The organism is Streptomyces cinereospinus, assembly GCF_042430725.1.
Classification (GTDB): Bacteria; Actinomycetota; Actinomycetes; order Streptomycetales; family Streptomycetaceae; genus Streptomyces; species Streptomyces cinereospinus.
Map to the genome: position 1 here is coordinate 28,220 of NZ_JBHMCY010000040.1, position 15,837 is coordinate 44,056.

Below are 15,837 nucleotides of genomic sequence, written 5' to 3' on the forward strand. Positions count from 1 at the left end.
ACTCTGCGCTGTCCGTCCGCTCAGGAGCGGGGGAGTACCGGATGCGACGAAAGGTTCCAGAAGCCGGCGTAGCGGCCCCCGCGGCGCAGCAGCTCGTCGTGGCCGCCGTCCTCCACGATCCGGCCGCCGTCCAGGAAGACGATGCGGTCGGCGCGCCGGACGGTCCGCATGCGGTGCGCGACCATCACCACCGTCCGTCCCGCCGTCAGCCGCTCGATGCCCTCGTGGACGGCGGCTTCGTTCACGGGGTCCAGCGCGGAGGTCACCTCGTCGAGGAGGACGACGGGCGCGTCCTTCAGCAGGGCGCGGGCGACGGAGACACGCTGGCGTTCGCCTCCCGACAGCAGCGCGCCGCCCTCGCCGACGTGCGCGGCCCAGCCACCGGGCAGTCGCTCGACCACCTCGTCCAGGCGGGCCGCGGTGGCCGCCGCCCGGACCTCCGCCGCGGAGGCGTCGGGGCGGCCGAGGCGCACGTTCTCCTCGATCGTCCCGTCGAAGAGGTGGACGTCCTGGAAGACGACGGCGATCCGCCCCGTCAACCCGTCGGTGCCGATGTCGCGCACGTCCACCCCTCCGACGCGCACCGCGCCGGCGTCGACGTCGTGGAACCGTGCGATGAGGTGCAGGAGTGTGCTCTTGCCCGCCCCGGACGGTCCGACGACGGCGATCCGCTGCCCTTCCGGCACGGACAGCGAGACGTCGTCGAGCACCGTGCGGCCGCCGCGCCGGAAGACGACCGAGTCGAAGGCGAGGCCGTGGCCCACCGGACGGACGGGATCGGCGGGTTCCGGCAGGGGCGCGGTGCTCAGTACGGTGTCCAGACGCGCGAGGACGTGGCGCGCGCCGCGCAGCTTGCCGGCGATGTCCGTCAGGGACAGCAGCGGGTCCGCGCAGCGGGCGGCCAGCACGAGGAGCGTCAGGGTCTGCGCCGGGCCGAGGCTGCCGCCGAGCGCGAGGTGGGCGCCCAGGGCCAGCAGGGCGGTGAACACGGCCTGCACCGTCAGCGTCAGGCCCAGCGCTCCGGGCAGTGCCGCCAGGGCGGAGCGACGGGACGCGCGCCGGAGGTCCCGGAGCGAGTCGTCGAGCAGGTGGAAGCGTTCGGTGGTCCGGCCTCCGGCCCGCAGCACCGGCTGGGCCTGGAGGTATTCGACGACCCGGCCGGTGGCGTCCTGCTCGCGTTCGGTGCGCGCCGCGTCGGCGGCGGCCGTCGAGCGGCCCGTCCAGACGTCGACCGCCGCCACGACCGGCACGGCGACCAGGGCGGCCAGCCCCATCTGCCAGCTGAAGGCGAGCATCACGGCGACGATCGTCAGGGGCGTCACGGTGGCGGAGACGAACGGGGCCAGCAGATGGGCGAGCACGCTCATCGCTTGCAGGACGCCCGGACCGGCCAGGACGGACAGCTCGCCGACGCGGTCCCTGTCGTACCAGCCGACGGGCAGCCGGGCCAGGTGATCACCGAGACGGTGGTACATGCCGCGCAGCGCGGCGGTGCCGACGCGGAATCCGGACAGGTCACCGAGGTAGCGCAGCACGGCGTAGACCGCGACGGCGGCTCCGAAGGAGATCAGCCAGGGCCAGGCGTCCGAGGGGGCGTGCCCGAACAGTGCCCGCAGGACCGGCACGAGCAGGGCGTAGGACAGGCCCTCGGCCACGGCGGCCGCGGTCATCAGGGCCACGGTGCGCCGCATCGGCCGGGCGTGTTCGTGTCCGAGGACGCGCAGGAGCAGACGGATCACCGGGCCTCCTCTCGCGGAACGCCGCCGTGGCGCTCACCGGGGTGGGGCCGGATCTCGTGGTCCGCGACGCGGGCGGCTGCTCCGTCGTCGGTGACCGCCGAACGGTTGGCCTGCCAGAACGCGGCGAACCTGCCGCCGCGGGCCAGCAGCTCCGCCGGCCGGCCGCGTTCGACGATCGCACCGTCCTCCATCAGCACGGCCGTGTCGGCTTCGGCGATCGTCTCCGGCCGGTGGGCGATGACCAGCACGGTCCGGTCGCCCCGGAGCGTGGCCAGCGCCCGGCGTACGGCGACCTCGGTCCGGGGGTCGGCGAAGGCCGTCGCCTCGTCGAGCACCAGTACGGGCGTGTCGGCGAGCAGGGCACGCGCGAGCGCGATCCGTTGCGCCTCGCCGCCCGACAGCCCGGCGTCCTCACCGATGACGGTGTCGTAGCCGCGGGGCAGTTCGAGGACGCGGTCGTGGATGTGTGCCAGCCGGGCGGCGCGCATCACCTCGTCGAGGCCGGCGTGCGGCACCGCCAGCGCGATGTTGTCCGCTACCGAGGCGCGCAGCAGCCGTACGTCCTGGAAGACGAAGGAGACCGAGGTGTAGAGCGCACGGCTGCCCAGTTCGCGCAGGTCGACTCCGCCCAGGGTGATCGTGCCGTGGGTCGGGTCGTAGAACCGGGGCAGCAGCCGGACCAGGGTGGACTTGCCGCTGCCGGAGGGCCCGACGACCGCCGTGACGGTCCCTGGTTCGAGCACCAGGTCGATGCCGCGCAGCACCTCGCGGCCGGGCTCGTATCCGAATCCGACGTCCCGCAGCTCCACCCGGTGTCCCCGCGGCGGGGCGGGGTGCGCCGGCTCCGGCAGGGACGCCACGTCGAGCACGTCCCGGATCCGTCCGACCGCGCGGCGGGCGGCCTGCGTCTCGTCGAAGCCGTGGCCCAGGGCTGCCACCGGAGCGGTCAGGCCCAGGCCGAGCAGGAGGAAGGGCAGCAGATCGGCCGGCGCCAGCTCGTCGTTGGCGAGCAGGGTGGTCCCCCCGGTCAGGACGACCAGCAGCACGAACGGCGGTGACAGCGCCAGTTGCATGCCCGCCGCGATCCCGGAGATCCCGTGGACCCACCGCCCGAAGGTGCCGACGAACTCGTCCGCGGCGGTGCGGAACCTCTGGTGGGCGCGGCCGTAGCCGCCGAACGCCTTGACCACGGAGATGCCCTGCACGAACTCGACCACGGACGTCGAGATCCGCCCCATGGCCGTGTCGAACTCCCGCTGCTCGCGCAGGCGGGCCGGCGTCATCATCAGGGGGACCAGCGCCAGGGCGAGCACGACCGGCACCAGCGTGATCAGGGTGAGCCGCCAGTCGACGGCGAAGAGGTACGCCAGCGACGCCGTCGGCACCACGAACGCGGAGACGAGCTCGCCGGGGGTGTGGGCGATGAACGGGTGCACGGCGCTGACGTCCTCTCCCACCACCTTCGCCAGTTCGCCGGTCCGGCGCCGCGAGAACCAGCCGATCGGCACACGCCCGAGCCGCGCGGCCAGCCGCCGGCGCAGGTCCAGTTGCACCCGGCCGTCCAGCAGGTGCCCGGTGACGGAGGACGCGGCCGTGAACAGGAGGCGTACGAAGAAGCCGGCGGCGCCCGCGAGCACGATGCCCCGGACGTGGCCGTGGTCGACCGGGCCGGACGCCAGCAGCGTGCGGCCCAGCTCGACGACGGCCAGCAGCGGAGCCAGGCCGGCGAGGGCTCCGACGACCTGGAGGACGACCACGGCGGTGAGAGCCGGGCAGTGGGGGCGTAACAGCCCCGCCGACGTCCGCCGCGCGCCGGGCTCCCCCTCCCGCCGTGCCGTGGACGGCTCTCTCGCCTGAGCGAGTCCGGTGGCGCTCATCGGCCTCCCGCCTTTCCCCGTGCCGCGCGCGACGGTTGCCGCCGACTTTAGGAACGCGTTCCGAAAATAGCATCCGACCGGGCCGCCGGGAACACGGAAGGGCAGAAGAGCCGCCCCGGTCATCCGGCGGGGGCGGGGTGGACGGCATGATGGGGCGATGCCCCCTCCGCGCGGCCGCACCGGCCGCCCGCCCGTGACCTCCCGTGCGGAGATCCTGGCCGCCGCCCGCCGGATCATCGACCGCGAGGGCTGGGAGAGGCTCTCCGTCCGCCGGCTCGCGGCCGAGTTGGGCATCGGGGCGACGACCCTCTACCACCACATCCGCGACAAGGAGGACCTGCTGCTCCTCCTGCTCGACCAGCACATCACCCGGATCGGCCCCCCGGAACTGCCCGCCGAGCCGAGGGACCGCGTCATCACGGCCGCCACCGCCCTGCACGACGCCCTCGCCGCCTGGCCGTGGGCGGCGGAGATCCTCACGGCCGACGGCTTCATCGGCCTGCTCGACGAGTCGGCGCTGTGGATGGTCGAGGCCGTCGTGGCCGGAGCCGACGACCACGGCTGCACGCCCGCCCAGTCCGTGCACGTCTTCCGCAGCATCTGGTACTACACCGTCGGCGAGGTGCTCGTCCGCGCCCGCTCGCCCCACCGGCGCGCCGATGCCGGGAGTCCCGTCCACCGCGAGGTTTTCGACGCCTCCCGGGTGCCCCACCTGGCCGCCATCGGCCGCCGGTGGCCCGAGCTGGCAGGGCGGGACACCTACCCCGAGGGACTCCGCGCGTTCGTCGACGGGCTGCTCGCACAGGCCGCCGCGGATCGCGCGCGGGGCGGCTGACGTGCAGGCAGGTTCGCCCGTTGACGCCGCCGTCGACCACGTGGCGCACCGCGTCCGGCATCACGGGCCCCGTCCTCCTTCCGCCGGGGCCGCCCCGTCAGCCTGCGCGTCGGGGAGCCGAGCCCGGTGCTGGTCCATCCCGCCGACCGCGGACTCCAGCCCCTCGCCGCGGACTCCGGCGTCGCGCCCCGCGACGCCGGCCCGTCTCCTGGGACGCCCCCGGGCGGCGGTCCTGGAGGAGATCGCGGCGTCCGACGGCACGACAGGAGGGGAACCGGCCCCTGCGGCCCGGGACACCGCCCGCCTCGGCCGGCGAGCGCACCGCGACCGCGCGGGACGCCGACCCGATCGTCGGCCGGCGGGTGACCGACACCGCGTGGCACCCCCTGTCCTCCCTCGGCCACGCGCTGCTCGAAGGAGGCCGGCCACCGGACGAGGAGCCCCCTTCCGGGGCCGGTTCGCCTTCCCCCGCCGTCGCTCCACCAGCCCCAACGGCACCACGGGAAAGGAACCTGCACCCCCTCCACTCGTTAGGGCGTCTAGTTAGCTCTTCTAACTGGACGAGAGGCAGAGCGCATGAGCGAGTCGCAGATCTGGGACGCCGTCGACGAGTACTTCACCACCCACCTCTGCCACGACGACGAGGCCCTCCGGGCGGCCCTGCGCGACAGCGAGGCGGCCCGGCTGCCGCCGGTCAACGTCACGGCCACCCAGGGCAAGTTCCTCCAGCTCCTCGCCCAGTTCCAGGGCGCCCGCGCGATCCTGGAGATCGGCACGCTCGGCGGCTACAGCACGATCTGGCTGGCCCGCGCCCTGCCGGCCGACGGCCGCCTGGTCACCCTGGAGTACGCCCCGAAGCACGCCGAGGTCGCCTCCCGCAACATCGCCCGCGCCGGCCTGGACACGCTCGTTGACCTGCGCGTGGGCGCCGCCCTGGAGTCCCTGCCCCAGCTCGCCGACGAGAATCCCCCGCCCTTCGACCTGGTCTTCATCGACGCCGACAAGGCCAACAACGCCCACTACCTGGAGTGGGCGCTGCGGCTCACCCGCGCGGGCAGCCTGATCGTCGTCGACAACGTCGTCCGGGGCGGCCGCGTCACCGAGGCGGACAGTGCCGCCCCCGACGTCCGGGGCACCCGCGCCGCCATCGAACTCATCGGCTCCCACCCCCGGCTCGCCGGCACCGCGATCCAGACGGTCGGCAGCAAGGGCTACGACGGCTTCGCCCTGGCGCGCGTGCTGGACTGAGCCCGGCCGGGCCGGCCCGGTCAGACCTCGTGGAAGAAGCCCACGTTGACGCTGCGCGGCCCGGTGCGGTCCTGGATGACGATCTCGCCGTTGCCGCCCCTGGGCAGCGGGACCGTACCGCCGTAGGCGAGCGGCTGCGCGTGTCCGCCGGAGGCCAGCCGGACCTCGGCGGACGGGTCCGGCTGCGAGCCGCGCAGCCAGGTCACCTGCCAGTCGCCGTCCGGCCCGCACAGGAACTCCAGGTGCACCCGCGAGACGAACAGCCAGTCCTCGGGCGTCGCCAGCCGGCACACGGTCCGGTCCCGGCCCACCCGCAGCACCGTCCCCGGCTCGCTGGGCGCGTCGGCCATGAGCATGCCGGCCGTGGCACCCGCGTCCGCCCCGGAGACGGAGGCCATGGTCAGTTCGAGCACGTGCGCTCCCTCGTGACGTCCGGATGCGGCAGTCCGGTCGGTCTGCCGCCGGGGCATGATAAATCGCCCGGCGTGGCGGCGTCCGGCACCAGGGCCTCATGACCGAGCGAAAGCCACCGGGCGCCGGCTTCGGGTCCTGGACGGATCAGCAGATTCAGAGATGACTACAACGATCCTTCTGACCCGAGCTCATGACGTCCGCAGATCTGGGCACGAGTAAGCCGCCTGGTCAGCGCCGGCCCCGGGGGGCCGTGCCTGACGGAGCGTCAGTCAGTCGCGGGCGTGCAGCCGTTCTGTCCGGGGAGGTGGTGGACAGGTGAGTCAGGACGACCGCGGCCGGAGGGAGGGCAGGGTCAGGTGCCACCAGTCGGTCAGGCGGTCGTCGAGGACGGTCGTGCCCTCAAGGACCTCGGTGAGGGTGCACAGGCCGAAGAACGCGCGCACCAGGGTCCGGGCCGTGCGGGCGGGGCGGATGTGCTCGTTGACCTGCCCTGCCAGCCGGGCCTGCGCGAGCAGTCGCGTGGCGGCGGTGGTCCACAGCGCGAAGGGGTCGGGGACGGGGGCCTTGATGACGGTGCGCTCAGCCCACAGACGGGCACCGGCACGCGTCACGGGATCCCGGGTGAGGGCATGGGCGATGTCGTAGCTGAGGGCGACGAGCCGTTCGAGGGGAGGGACCGTCTCGTCTGCGTAGCGCGCGGCGAGCTGGGACCAGGTGGCGAACCGGTCCTCGACGACAGCGACGGCGATGCCCTCCTTGCCGTCGTAGTGGAAGTAGACCGCGCCGCTGGTCCGTCCCGACCTGGCGCTTATGTCGTTGACACTGGTGGCCGCGTACCCCTGTTCGGCGAACAGTTGGGCCGCCGCCTCCAGCAGTGATCTGCGGGTTGCCTTCGCCCGTTCCTGCAACGCCCCGTCCGCCCTCGCTCTGTTCTCACGCCGGGTACGAACTTAGTGCGCCAGCGTACGCCCGGAGCCCAAACGGGCCCTTTCGTGCGGCAATTACACATTTCTTTCGAATGCGAACACGCGCGAGTGGTGACGGGCGCAGGGCGCTCCGGATGACGCGCGATCAGGCGTGCGCGACAACTGACGTATGAGTCAAGGGTGTTGACGGTCCGGTCGGCTGCCCCTCAGGTATCGCCGCCGCACGGCCGTACGCCTGATTCTGGCGCCCGTCGAGTCACCAAGAAGGGTTATTGCCCGATTTGCCGAGACGGAAATAACGTAGCGGAAACTATTTTTCCGTTTCCTGCGGACCGCCGGAAATGCCGCATACCTGCCTGCGAGGGCGTGGGAGGCTTGATGACCACCTCGGACCACGATCTGCTCGACTGGTCGCCCGAAGCCGTCGTCTTCGACTGCGACGGCACTCTGATGGACAGCGAACGCCATTGGCAGGAGGCCCGCAGCCGGGCCTTCCGGGAGCACGGACTCCAGCCGCCTCCCGGGTTCGCGGAGCAGGCCCTGGGCCTGTACTACGAGGACTGCGGCCGGCTCATGGCGCGGTCCGTCCACAAGCCCGAACTGACCGAGGACCTGACGGCCGCGCTTCTCGACCACTTCCTGGCACTCGTCACCGACGAACCGGTGACGATGCCGGGTGCGGTCCGGCTGGTTCGGCTGCTCTCCGGCCGGTTGCCGCTGGCGGTGGCCAGCAACTGCCCGAGGGTGGTGGTCGAAGGCAGTCTGGAACGGGCCGGGCTGCTCACCCACTTCGCACACCTCGTTGTCCCCGACACCGGGGACCGCGTGCGCCCCAAGCCACACCCTGACGTGTACGCGGTGGCGGCCCGGCTCTGCGGTGTCCCCCCACACCGGGCGCTGGCGGTGGAGGACTCCCTGACCGGTGTGGAAGCGGCCCGCCGGGCCGGGCTGCGGGTCCTGGGCGTCGGTCCCCTGCCGCAGGGCGACGGTGCCTCCCGGGCCGACCTGTGGTTACCGGCGCTGGACGCTCCCGAACTGCTGGCCTGGGCCGACGCCCTCGACAGCCCGCGGGAGACGCAAGGACCCTGACAACCCGCCGGGGTCCGGCGACACCAGGCGCCCGCACCCCCCGCAGTACGGCGGGAATCGGATCCGGACCGGCTCCCGTACCGCTGAGGCGAGACGTCGAACGCCCTTCCCCAACGACACGGAAGCCCTGTCCGCCGCACCGCTCACCCCACGCCGCAGCGAAAGCGCCGGCAGCAGCCGGGGGATCCGCCGACCGGCAAAGCACCGGGGCGGCGAGAACGGCCGAGGGTCACCTGCGGGCTCCAGCGCCCCGGCACGTGCGAGGGGTCGAGCACCTCGGGCGGACCGTCGGATGCCGCCGCCTCCCCCACCCGGCCGTCGCACACCGACCAGCACCGCACCGCCCTCGAACGTCCGGACCAGCACCGAGGCCGGCCGCTCGAAGGGCGCCCCCAGCGCCGCTACCACGCAGGGCGTGCCCGGTCCGGCACGCGGAGCACGCCGGTGCCGCCTTCGTCCTGTTTCACGAGCGACAACCCAAGGCGCATCACCACTGGGCGATGAGCGGCGTGTCCGGTGTGTGCTGCCGCCAGGCTTCGGTGAGGCGGGTGAGGCGGGCGGGGGCGGCGATGCCGCGCACGGTCGCGATCTTGCCGTGGGCGATGTCGAACGTCACGGCGCCGACGACCAGGCCGCCGACCACGAAGAGGACAGCGGGGGCGCCGTTGACGAGCGCGTAGTGGGCGGTCATGGTGCCGCCGGCGAAGCGCCGTTTCGCGGCTGAGGGTTTGAAGCCGGCCCGTGCGACGGCGGCGATGCGCTGCGGGGTGTCGAACCGCAGCAGCTTCGCGGTCAGGCCCGCGCCGTCGGAGATCGCGGTCGCGTCGTCGGTGAGCAGTGCCACCAGCCGTTCGGTGCGGCCCGAGGCGGCGGCGGTGAGGAACTCCTCGACGATCCGGCGCGCGGATGCCGGGTCGACCTCCCCGCCGCGGCGGCGTGCGGCGGTGATGCGGTGCCGGGCCCGGTGGAGGTGCTGCTGGCTTGCGGACTCGGTGACGTCGAGGATCTCGGCGATCTCAAAGTGGCTGTAGGAGAACGCTTCGCGCAGGACGTAGACGGCCCGCTCCAGGGGTGACAGACGCTCCATGAGCGTCAGCACGGCCAGGGAGACGGATTCGCGCTGCTCAAACGTGTCGGCGGGGCCGAGCATCGGGTCGCCGCCGAGGAGCGGTTCGGGCAGCCAGGCGCCGACGCTGCGTTCGCGGCGGGCCTGTGCCGCGCGGAGCCGGTCCAGGCACAGGTTGGTGACGACCTTGGTCAGCCAAGCCTCCGGCGCCCTGATCAGCTGCCGGTCGGCGGCCTGCCAGTGCAGGAACGCGTCCTGCACGGAGTCTTCGGCGTCGGCGGCCGAGCCGAGGAGACGGTAGGCCAGCGAGGCCAGCCGGTTCCGGCTGGCCTCGAACCGGCTGATGTCGAAACGATCGGTGGCGGTGCTGTCCACGCGGACCTTCCCAGGCGGCTACGCCGCCGCCTTCTCGGCGGACCCGTCAGGCGCGGCGGCCAGACGGTGCTTGCGCTTGGGCAGGCCGAAGGTGGGGTGCGCGGTGGCCCACAGCGACCCCTTGATGATGGCACCCTTGATCCGCGCGGCCTTCCGGCCGCCCACGAACCCCGGCTTCGCCTGCCCTTGATCATCGACCATCTGCAGCATTCCGTCCCGCCGCCCGAGGCTGATGTGGTTGAACCCGTGGACCAGCTTGGTGTGGGAGACCTCGCCGCCGGTCAGGCGTCCCACGATCGCTTCGATCGCCTGCCGGCCGGTGTAGCCGGCCGAACCGCAGGACATCGGCATCGGCCGGCCGTTGTCGCCGATGGCATGGACGGCGTCGCCGGCCGCGTAGACGTCCGGGTGCGAGACCGACCGCATGGTGCGGTCGACGACGATCTGACCGTTCTCGGCGACCTCGAGGCCGCTGGCGGCGGCGATGGGGTGGACCTCGAACCCGGCCGTCCACACGGTCGCGTCGGATGCCAGGGCGGTGCCGTCGTCGCACAGCACCCGCGTCGCTTCGACGGCTTCGACGCTGGTGTGCTCCAGGACGGTGATGCCCAGCCGGTCACAAGCACGGCGCAGGTGACCGCGGGCTCCGGCGGAGAGCCGAGCGCCCAGTTCGCCGCGGGCGATCAGCGTCACCGACAGGCCGGGCCGGGCTTCGGCGAGCTCGGTGGCGGTCTCGATGCCGGTCAGCCCGTCACCGACGACCAGCACACTCCCGCCGGTGCCCTGCCTGCCCAGGCTGTCCAGGCGTTCGCGCAGGCGCAGCGCCGAGGGCCGGCCGGCGACGTCGAAGGCGTGCTCCGCCACGCCGGGGACGCCGTGGTCGGCGACGTGGCTGCCGAGTGCGTAGAAAAGCGTGTCGTAACCGAGTTCGCCGCCGCCGTCGGCGTCGGCCACGGCGACGGCCCGGCGTTCGGGATCGACGGCGGTGACCCGGGCCAGGCGCAGCCGGATCCCGGTGCCCGCGAAGACGTCGGCGAGCTTCCGGGGCTCGACCTGGTGGCCGGCCGCCAACTGGTGCATCCGCATCCGCTCGACGAAATCCGGCACAGCGTTGACCACGGTGATCTCGGTGTCCGCCGGGGACAGCCGGCGGGCCAGGATCCCGGCCGCGTAGGCCCCGGCATAGCCGGCGCCGAGAACGACGATGCGGTGCTTCATGTGCTGCTCCTGTCTGTTCGCTTGCTCTCGGTGACTTGAGCGGAACAGCGCCCCGATTGCTGACAGGAACTACCTGTGACATGGGTCACAGGGCGACAGGATCAGTGCGAGGCCGACGCGGGGGCCGGGCGCTCGGTCGATGAAGCCCGGAAGTGCGGAACATGGTCCAGCCCCGGACGAACACCGACGCCGCCGGGTACGCCGGGACCAAACCATCATCCCGAAGATCAGCCGGTGGCCGGATAAGCCGCAGATCCAGGCAGTGAACCGGTCCCAGCCGGTGCTGCCGATGACGCCCGGGCTGCCCGAGCGCCGGACGCACGACTACGCCCGGCACGGCATCACCATTTTGTCAGTCGGTCTGGATCCGTCAGCAGATCCGGGACGCGCAGGCGCGCGGTGACTTCGCCCGTCTCCCGGGCGCGGGCGAGCCACTGCCGAGGGAGAGCGAGGAGACCGACGACGAACAGTGGTGGACCGAGCGGAAGCCGGCCCGCGAGGGGCTCTCGGTCCTGCCGCCCGCCCTCGCCCTGCGCAAGGAGGCCGAGGACGCGCTCCTGGCCGCGCCGCGGGCACCGTCGCAACGGCGCGCCCACAAGATCGTCGAGGATGTCCACGTCAGATCCGCGACGTCGTGTTCAAGCCGCCGCCCGGCCTCCCGCCGGGCCTGAAGCCGTACGACGCCGAGGACGTCGTACGGCGGTGGCGGGAGGGCCGGACGGCGGCCGGACAGCCTCGCTCACGGGCGCGCGGGCGCAGGGGCGCGCGGACCCTGATGGCGCGGGAGCCGCGTGGCGGCCGGGACGCGGCGGTACCGGGGACTCAGTGGCGCAGGAGGCGGTCCGCCAGCTCGCGGTAGTCGCGCAGGGCGAGGCGGAGCTGCTCGGTGTCGGTGGTCGCGGAGGTGGACTCGTCGGTCGCCTCCCAGGACCTGCGCAGGGTGCGGCGCCGCTGGCTCACGGCCTCCGTGAACCGGGCCGCGACCTCCTCCAGCACCTGGTCCGCCTCCTCGACGGCGGCCCGGGGGCCGTCCACGAAGGAGGACACCGCCTGCTGCATCCGCAGTTCGAGCTTGTCGGTCTCCTCGCGCGGCAGCAGCGGGGAGGTGCGCGGGCCGGGCGCGGAGGGATCGGCCGGGGTCCTGCCGGACGCGGGCGTCCCATGGGCCGCCGGGACCGCGGCGGCCGGAGTAGTCCCCTGCGCCGGCCCCTGTGCCTGTGCCGGCGTCCCGTGGGCCGTGTCGGCCGTCCCGTGGGCCGTGTCGGCCGGCGGCACCACACCGGCCCCGGCGCCGCCGGGGACCTCGCGCGCCGTCCCCGCGGTGGCGCCGCTCTCGCGGGCCGTCCCCGGCGCGGCCTCACGGCCGAGGAGGTCGTCGCGCCGCGCGGTGCGGTCGTGCTCCGGCGGCTCGCCGCCGCCCATGGGCCGTGTCACGTCGCTCATGTGCCTCAACTCCCCTTCGCGTGGCGCCCGAAGGCCCACGGCAGATGCATCCGGCCGCCGCCCGCGTGGGACGCCGTCCTGGTCCGTTCGGCGGGCGGGCGCCCGTGGTGGTCGTCGCGTGCCGGGCGCAGCAGGTCGTCGAAGAGGGCCCGGGCCTCGACCATGGCCTCGCGCATCTCCTCGGTGCCGGCGCCCCCGTCCTGCACGGCGCCGGTACGGCCGTCCTGCGCGCCGCCGGTCCGCGTGCGGGCGATGCGGTGGACGCGCCGGTAGCCGTGCACGTGGTGGGCGTGGTGCACGGACAGCGCGGCGAGCTGCTCCTCGTACTGCCCGCCGTCCGGGAAGCCCCGCACGGCGGCGAGTTCGGCGAGCAGCTGGTCCGCCTCGGCCACGGCGTCCCGCGGCGAGTCGACGAAACGCTCCTGGGCGGCCGTCCAGCGGGCCTCGTACTGCTGGCGCTGCGCCGGCTCCAGCGGCCGCTCGCGCAGCGCGCCGTGCCGCTCCACGCGCTCGGTGAGCTCACGTTCGGCGGCCCTGGCATCCCCGTCGTGCCGGGCCAGGGTCCGGTCGTACTCCGGTCCGAAGCGCCGCCGCAGGTCCCGTCCGCCGCCCGCGCCACGGCCGCGCAGGGTCAGGGCGGCCACGATGAGGGCGACCGCCGCCACAATCACGATCAGAGCAATGATCCAGCCAGTGGACATGAATGCCTTCCGGGTTCTCGACCCGACCGGCCCCTCGCCGGGCCGGTCTGTTGACCGGGTTGCCCGCAGACCCCCGCATAAACGGCGGCGCGCACCGCCCGCCCCGGCCGCGCGGGGACACCGGCGTCCCGGCCCGTACGCCGGGCACTGGTCCGGCGTCCGCGGCTCACCCGAACCGGGCCATCGGCCGCACGTCGTGCGGCCGTTCCCGTTCCGAGCCGCACAGCTCCTCGTTCAACTCGCGCACCAGGTGCACCAGATCCCTCGGCCGGTCCGGTCCCCACCAGTCGCCGAGCAGCTCCGCGAGGGACTCCTCGCGGGCCCGCGCCAGCCGCTCGGCGACCACCCGCCCCTGCTCGGTCAGGGTCAGGTCCAGGCCGTCGCGCACGGCGAGCCGGCGCTCCTCGATCTGCCGGGCACCCTCCAGGACGACGCCCAGCGGCACGGTGGTGCGCTCGGCGAGCACGCCCGGCTCCACCCGCCCGTAGCGCTTGATCCGCAGCAGCAGCCAGCTCGCCGCCGGCAGCAGGTCGTACCCCGCCCGCGCGGTGATCTTCCGGTACACCTCGTGCCGTCCCTCGCGCGTCCCGAGCACCGACAGCGCACGGCACACCTCGTCGTACGACGAGCGCTCCACCGGATTGCTCGCCAGCGTCTCGCTGACGTCGGGCGCCGTGACGGAGACCCGCAGCCGGTCCTCCTTCAGGAACCAGGCCAGCACGAAGGCGAGGAACGCCACCGGAGCGGCGTACAGGAACACGTCCGTGATCGCGGAGGCGTACGCGTGCAGCGCCTGCGGGCGCAACTCCGGCGGCAGCGCGGCGATCCCGCGCGGGTCGGCCTCCAGGCTCTCTGCGGACACCCCGGGCGGCAGCGGCACGTCACGGTAGGCGGCGGCCAGCCGGTCGTCCAGGCGGCCGGCGAAGACCGTGCCGGATACGGCGACCCCGAAGGCGGCCCCGATGGAGCGGAAGAAGGTCGCGCCGGAGGTGGCGACGCCCAGGTCCGCGTACGGGACCGCGTTCTGCACGATGAGCACCAGCACCTGCATGACCAGGCCCAGTCCCAGGCCGAGGACGAGGAAGGAGCCGCTGATCACCAGGTCGGAGCTGCGTTCGTCCAGTTCGTCGAGGAGCAGCAGGCCGAGCGTGGTGACGAAGGTGCCCACCACGGGGAAGACCTTCCACCGCCCGGTGCGGCTGACGATCTGCCCGGAGCCGGTCGAGGCCAGCAGCAGCCCCAGCACCATCGGCAGCAGGTGCACGCCCGACATGGTCGGCGAGACGCCCCGGACGACCTGGAGGAAGGTCGGCAGGTACGTCATCGCGGCGAACATCGCGAAGCCGATGATCAGGCTGATCGCGGCGGCCAGCGTGAAGGTGCGCACGCGGAACAGCCGCAGCGGCAGGACCGGTTCCGCCGCCCGCCGTTCGACGGCGGCGAACGCCGCGGCGAGCACCGCCGCCAGCACGAGCAGCCCGACGGTCTGCGGTGAGCCCCAGCCCCAGGTGCTGCCGCCGAGGGAGGCGACCAGGACCAGGCAGGTGGCGACGGCGGCGATGAGGAAGGTGCCGAGGTAGTCGATGACGTGCCGGGTGGGGGTGCGCGGCACGTGCAGCACGGTGGCGATCACGGCCAGCGCGACGGCCCCCAGGGGCAGGTTGACGTAGAACACCCAGCGCCAGCTCAGGTGCTCGGTGAACACCCCGCCCAGCAGCGGCCCGAGCACGCTCGACGCGCCGAACACCGCGCCGAACAGCCCCTGGTAGCGGCCCCGGTCGCGGGGCGGCACCAGGTCGCCGACGATCGCCATCGACAGCACGATCAGCCCGCCGCCGCCCAGGCCCTGGATCCCGCGGAAGGCGATCAGCTGCGGCATGTCCCGCGCGAGCCCGCACAGGGCGGATCCGGCGAGGAAGATGACGACGGCGGCCTGGAACAGCCGCTTCCGTCCGTACTGGTCACCGAGCTTGCCCCACAGCGGGGTCGCGGCGGTGGAGGCCAGCAGGTACGCGGTGACCACCCAGGACAGGTGCTGGAGGCCGCCCAGTTCGCTGACGATGGCCGGCAACGCGGTCGCCACGATCGTCTGGTCGAGCGAGGCGAGCAGCATGCCCAGCAGCAGCGCGCCGAGCGACACGAGGACGTTCCCCGGCACCTGTTCCCGGTCCACGGCGCCCGGCACCTGCGCGGACCTGTCCTGCGCTTCCCCGACCACGGCACCTCCGAGGCTGCTCCGCCGCCCGTTGTCGCCTTCTCCATCGTGAGTGGTTCGCCCGGTTATGGCCTGTTGAGCGGGAGTGAGCGCGGAGCGGGTGCGGGGGCGGGGGCGGGGGCGGGGCGAACAGGAGTCCACGGAATCTGCATAATCTCTGGGACCACGGGACACGGGACCGCGGACCCACGGGACCACGGGACCGCGGGACCGTGAGGGGAGGGGGCGGACGTGGCGGAGCAGCAGGGGCACCGGTGCCCGGAGTGCGGGGCACCCAGAGGTGCGGACAACACCCCGTCGTGCGTCTGCGGCGAGCGCGCGGCCGAGGCCCTGCGCGACGCGCGCACGGCGGAACAGGCGGCGGCGGAGGACTTCGACCCGCTGCGGATACGCCCCTACGTGGCCCTGCGCCCGACGACGACCGCCCCGCCCCCGGAGACGGCCCCGCCCCCGGCGGGCCCGACCGCGCCGGTCCAGGAGTCGTCCCTGCCCCCGGCGGACCCGGCCGCACCCGTCCAGGAGGCAGCCCCGCCTCCGACGGGCCCGACCGTCGCGCCCCCCGGGGCGACCCCGCCCCGGACGGCCCCGGCCGCGCCGAACGCGCAAGCCGCACCCCACCAGGCGGACCCGGCCGTGCCGCTCCCGGGGACGCCCCCGCCCCCGGCGGAGCCCGCCCCGCACCCGGCCCCCG

12 protein-coding genes and 3 pseudogenes are annotated in these 15,837 nt (G+C 73.8%); 6 read left to right on the plus strand and 9 right to left on the minus strand.

Annotated features, from left to right (window positions below):
* Positions 1–20: 20 nt before the first annotated feature.
* Entirely contained in the window at positions 21–1,739 is a 1,719-nt protein-coding gene (locus tag ACFF45_RS21015) for an ABC transporter ATP-binding protein (protein WP_381347964.1), read from the minus strand.
* Positions 1,736–3,616 carry an ABC transporter ATP-binding protein gene (locus ACFF45_RS21020; RefSeq protein WP_381347965.1) on the minus strand — a complete coding sequence of 627 codons (1,881 nt, stop codon included), beginning with the start codon at positions 3,614–3,616 and terminating at the stop codon, positions 1,736–1,738. Before ACFF45_RS21020 ends, ACFF45_RS21015 begins: the two co-directional genes overlap by 4 nt.
* A gap of 157 nt (positions 3,617–3,773) precedes the next feature.
* Between ACFF45_RS21020 and ACFF45_RS21025 the strand changes: the two genes are divergently transcribed.
* Both ACFF45_RS21025 and ACFF45_RS21030 read left to right on the plus strand, forming a co-directional pair.
* Complete coding sequence (locus ACFF45_RS21025) at positions 3,774–4,451, plus strand: TetR/AcrR family transcriptional regulator (RefSeq protein WP_381347966.1); 678 nt, start codon at positions 3,774–3,776, stop codon at positions 4,449–4,451.
* 576 nt (positions 4,452–5,027) lie between these two features.
* Positions 5,028–5,699: an O-methyltransferase gene (locus ACFF45_RS21030; RefSeq protein ID WP_381347967.1), complete on the plus strand. Its 672-nt coding sequence runs from the start codon at positions 5,028–5,030 to the stop codon at positions 5,697–5,699.
* A 20-nt stretch (positions 5,700–5,719) separates the two neighbouring features.
* Here ACFF45_RS21030 and ACFF45_RS21035 read toward each other — a convergent pair whose 3' ends face one another.
* Positions 5,720–6,112: a hypothetical protein gene (locus ACFF45_RS21035; RefSeq protein WP_381347968.1), complete on the minus strand. Its 393-nt coding sequence runs from the start codon at positions 6,110–6,112 to the stop codon at positions 5,720–5,722.
* Positions 6,113–6,433: 321 nt separating this feature from the next.
* Positions 6,434–7,021 (minus strand): ScbR family autoregulator-binding transcription factor, encoded by a 588-nt coding sequence (locus ACFF45_RS21040; RefSeq protein ID WP_381347969.1) that lies wholly within the window; start codon positions 7,019–7,021, stop codon positions 6,434–6,436.
* A 396-nt stretch (positions 7,022–7,417) separates the two neighbouring features.
* On the opposite strand from ACFF45_RS21040, the gene ACFF45_RS21045 reads away from it, so the two are divergent.
* Positions 7,418–8,128 (plus strand): HAD family hydrolase, encoded by a 711-nt coding sequence (locus tag ACFF45_RS21045; protein WP_381347970.1) that lies wholly within the window; start codon positions 7,418–7,420, stop codon positions 8,126–8,128.
* Positions 8,129–8,615: 487 nt separating this feature from the next.
* On the opposite strand, the gene ACFF45_RS21050 is transcribed toward ACFF45_RS21045, so the two are convergent.
* Together ACFF45_RS21050 and ACFF45_RS21055 are read right to left on the minus strand one after the other, a co-directional pair.
* A complete protein-coding gene (locus ACFF45_RS21050; RefSeq protein ID WP_381347971.1) occupies positions 8,616–9,569 on the minus strand; it encodes a sigma-70 family RNA polymerase sigma factor in 954 nt (317 codons plus the stop codon).
* 18 nt (positions 9,570–9,587) lie between these two features.
* Positions 9,588–10,787, minus strand: coding sequence for an NAD(P)/FAD-dependent oxidoreductase (locus tag ACFF45_RS21055; protein WP_381347972.1), 1,200 nt, complete (start codon positions 10,785–10,787; stop codon positions 9,588–9,590).
* A gap of 241 nt (positions 10,788–11,028) precedes the next feature.
* Between ACFF45_RS21055 and ACFF45_RS21060 the strand changes: the two are divergent.
* Positions 11,029–11,154: pseudogene (locus ACFF45_RS21060) on the plus strand (IS630 family transposase); the annotation flags it as partial.
* Positions 11,153–11,514: pseudogene (locus ACFF45_RS21065) on the plus strand (DnaJ family domain-containing protein); the annotation flags it as partial. The pseudogenes ACFF45_RS21060 and ACFF45_RS21065, both read left to right, overlap by 2 nt.
* Before the next feature lie 95 nt (positions 11,515–11,609).
* Here ACFF45_RS21065 and ACFF45_RS21070 read toward each other — a convergent pair.
* From ACFF45_RS21070 to ACFF45_RS21080, 3 genes are all read right to left on the minus strand, one after another.
* Positions 11,610–12,230, minus strand: coding sequence for a hypothetical protein (locus ACFF45_RS21070; RefSeq protein WP_381347973.1), 621 nt, complete (start codon positions 12,228–12,230; stop codon positions 11,610–11,612).
* 5 nt (positions 12,231–12,235) lie between these two features.
* Positions 12,236–12,931: a hypothetical protein gene (locus ACFF45_RS21075; protein ID WP_381347974.1), complete on the minus strand. Its 696-nt coding sequence runs from the start codon at positions 12,929–12,931 to the stop codon at positions 12,236–12,238.
* Positions 12,932–13,097: 166 nt separating this feature from the next.
* Positions 13,098–15,149 (minus strand): MDR family MFS transporter, encoded by a 2,052-nt coding sequence (locus ACFF45_RS21080; RefSeq protein ID WP_381347975.1) that lies wholly within the window; start codon positions 15,147–15,149, stop codon positions 13,098–13,100.
* Positions 15,150–15,377: 228 nt separating this feature from the next.
* Here ACFF45_RS21080 and ACFF45_RS21085 point away from each other — a divergent pair.
* Positions 15,378–15,837 (plus strand): annotated as a pseudogene (locus ACFF45_RS21085) (peptidoglycan-binding protein); the annotation flags it as partial.

What these genes read in the sequence shown, in the direction of transcription:
- ACFF45_RS21045 (WP_381347970.1), top strand. Translation starts at nt 7,418, where the DNA reads ATGACCACCTCGGACCACGATCTGCTCGACTGGTCGCCCGAAGCCGTC.
- ACFF45_RS21020 (WP_381347965.1), bottom strand. Translation starts at nt 3,616, where the DNA reads ATGAGCGCCACCGGACTCGCTCAGGCGAGAGAGCCGTCCACGGCACGG.
- ACFF45_RS21075 (WP_381347974.1), bottom strand. Translation starts at nt 12,931, where the DNA reads ATGTCCACTGGCTGGATCATTGCTCTGATCGTGATTGTGGCGGCGGTC.
- ACFF45_RS21070 (WP_381347973.1), bottom strand. Translation starts at nt 12,230, where the DNA reads ATGAGCGACGTGACACGGCCCATGGGCGGCGGCGAGCCGCCGGAGCAC.
- ACFF45_RS21030 (WP_381347967.1), top strand. Translation starts at nt 5,028, where the DNA reads ATGAGCGAGTCGCAGATCTGGGACGCCGTCGACGAGTACTTCACCACC.
- ACFF45_RS21055 (WP_381347972.1), bottom strand. Translation starts at nt 10,787, where the DNA reads ATGAAGCACCGCATCGTCGTTCTCGGCGCCGGCTATGCCGGGGCCTAC.
- ACFF45_RS21025 (WP_381347966.1), top strand. Translation starts at nt 3,774, where the DNA reads ATGCCCCCTCCGCGCGGCCGCACCGGCCGCCCGCCCGTGACCTCCCGT.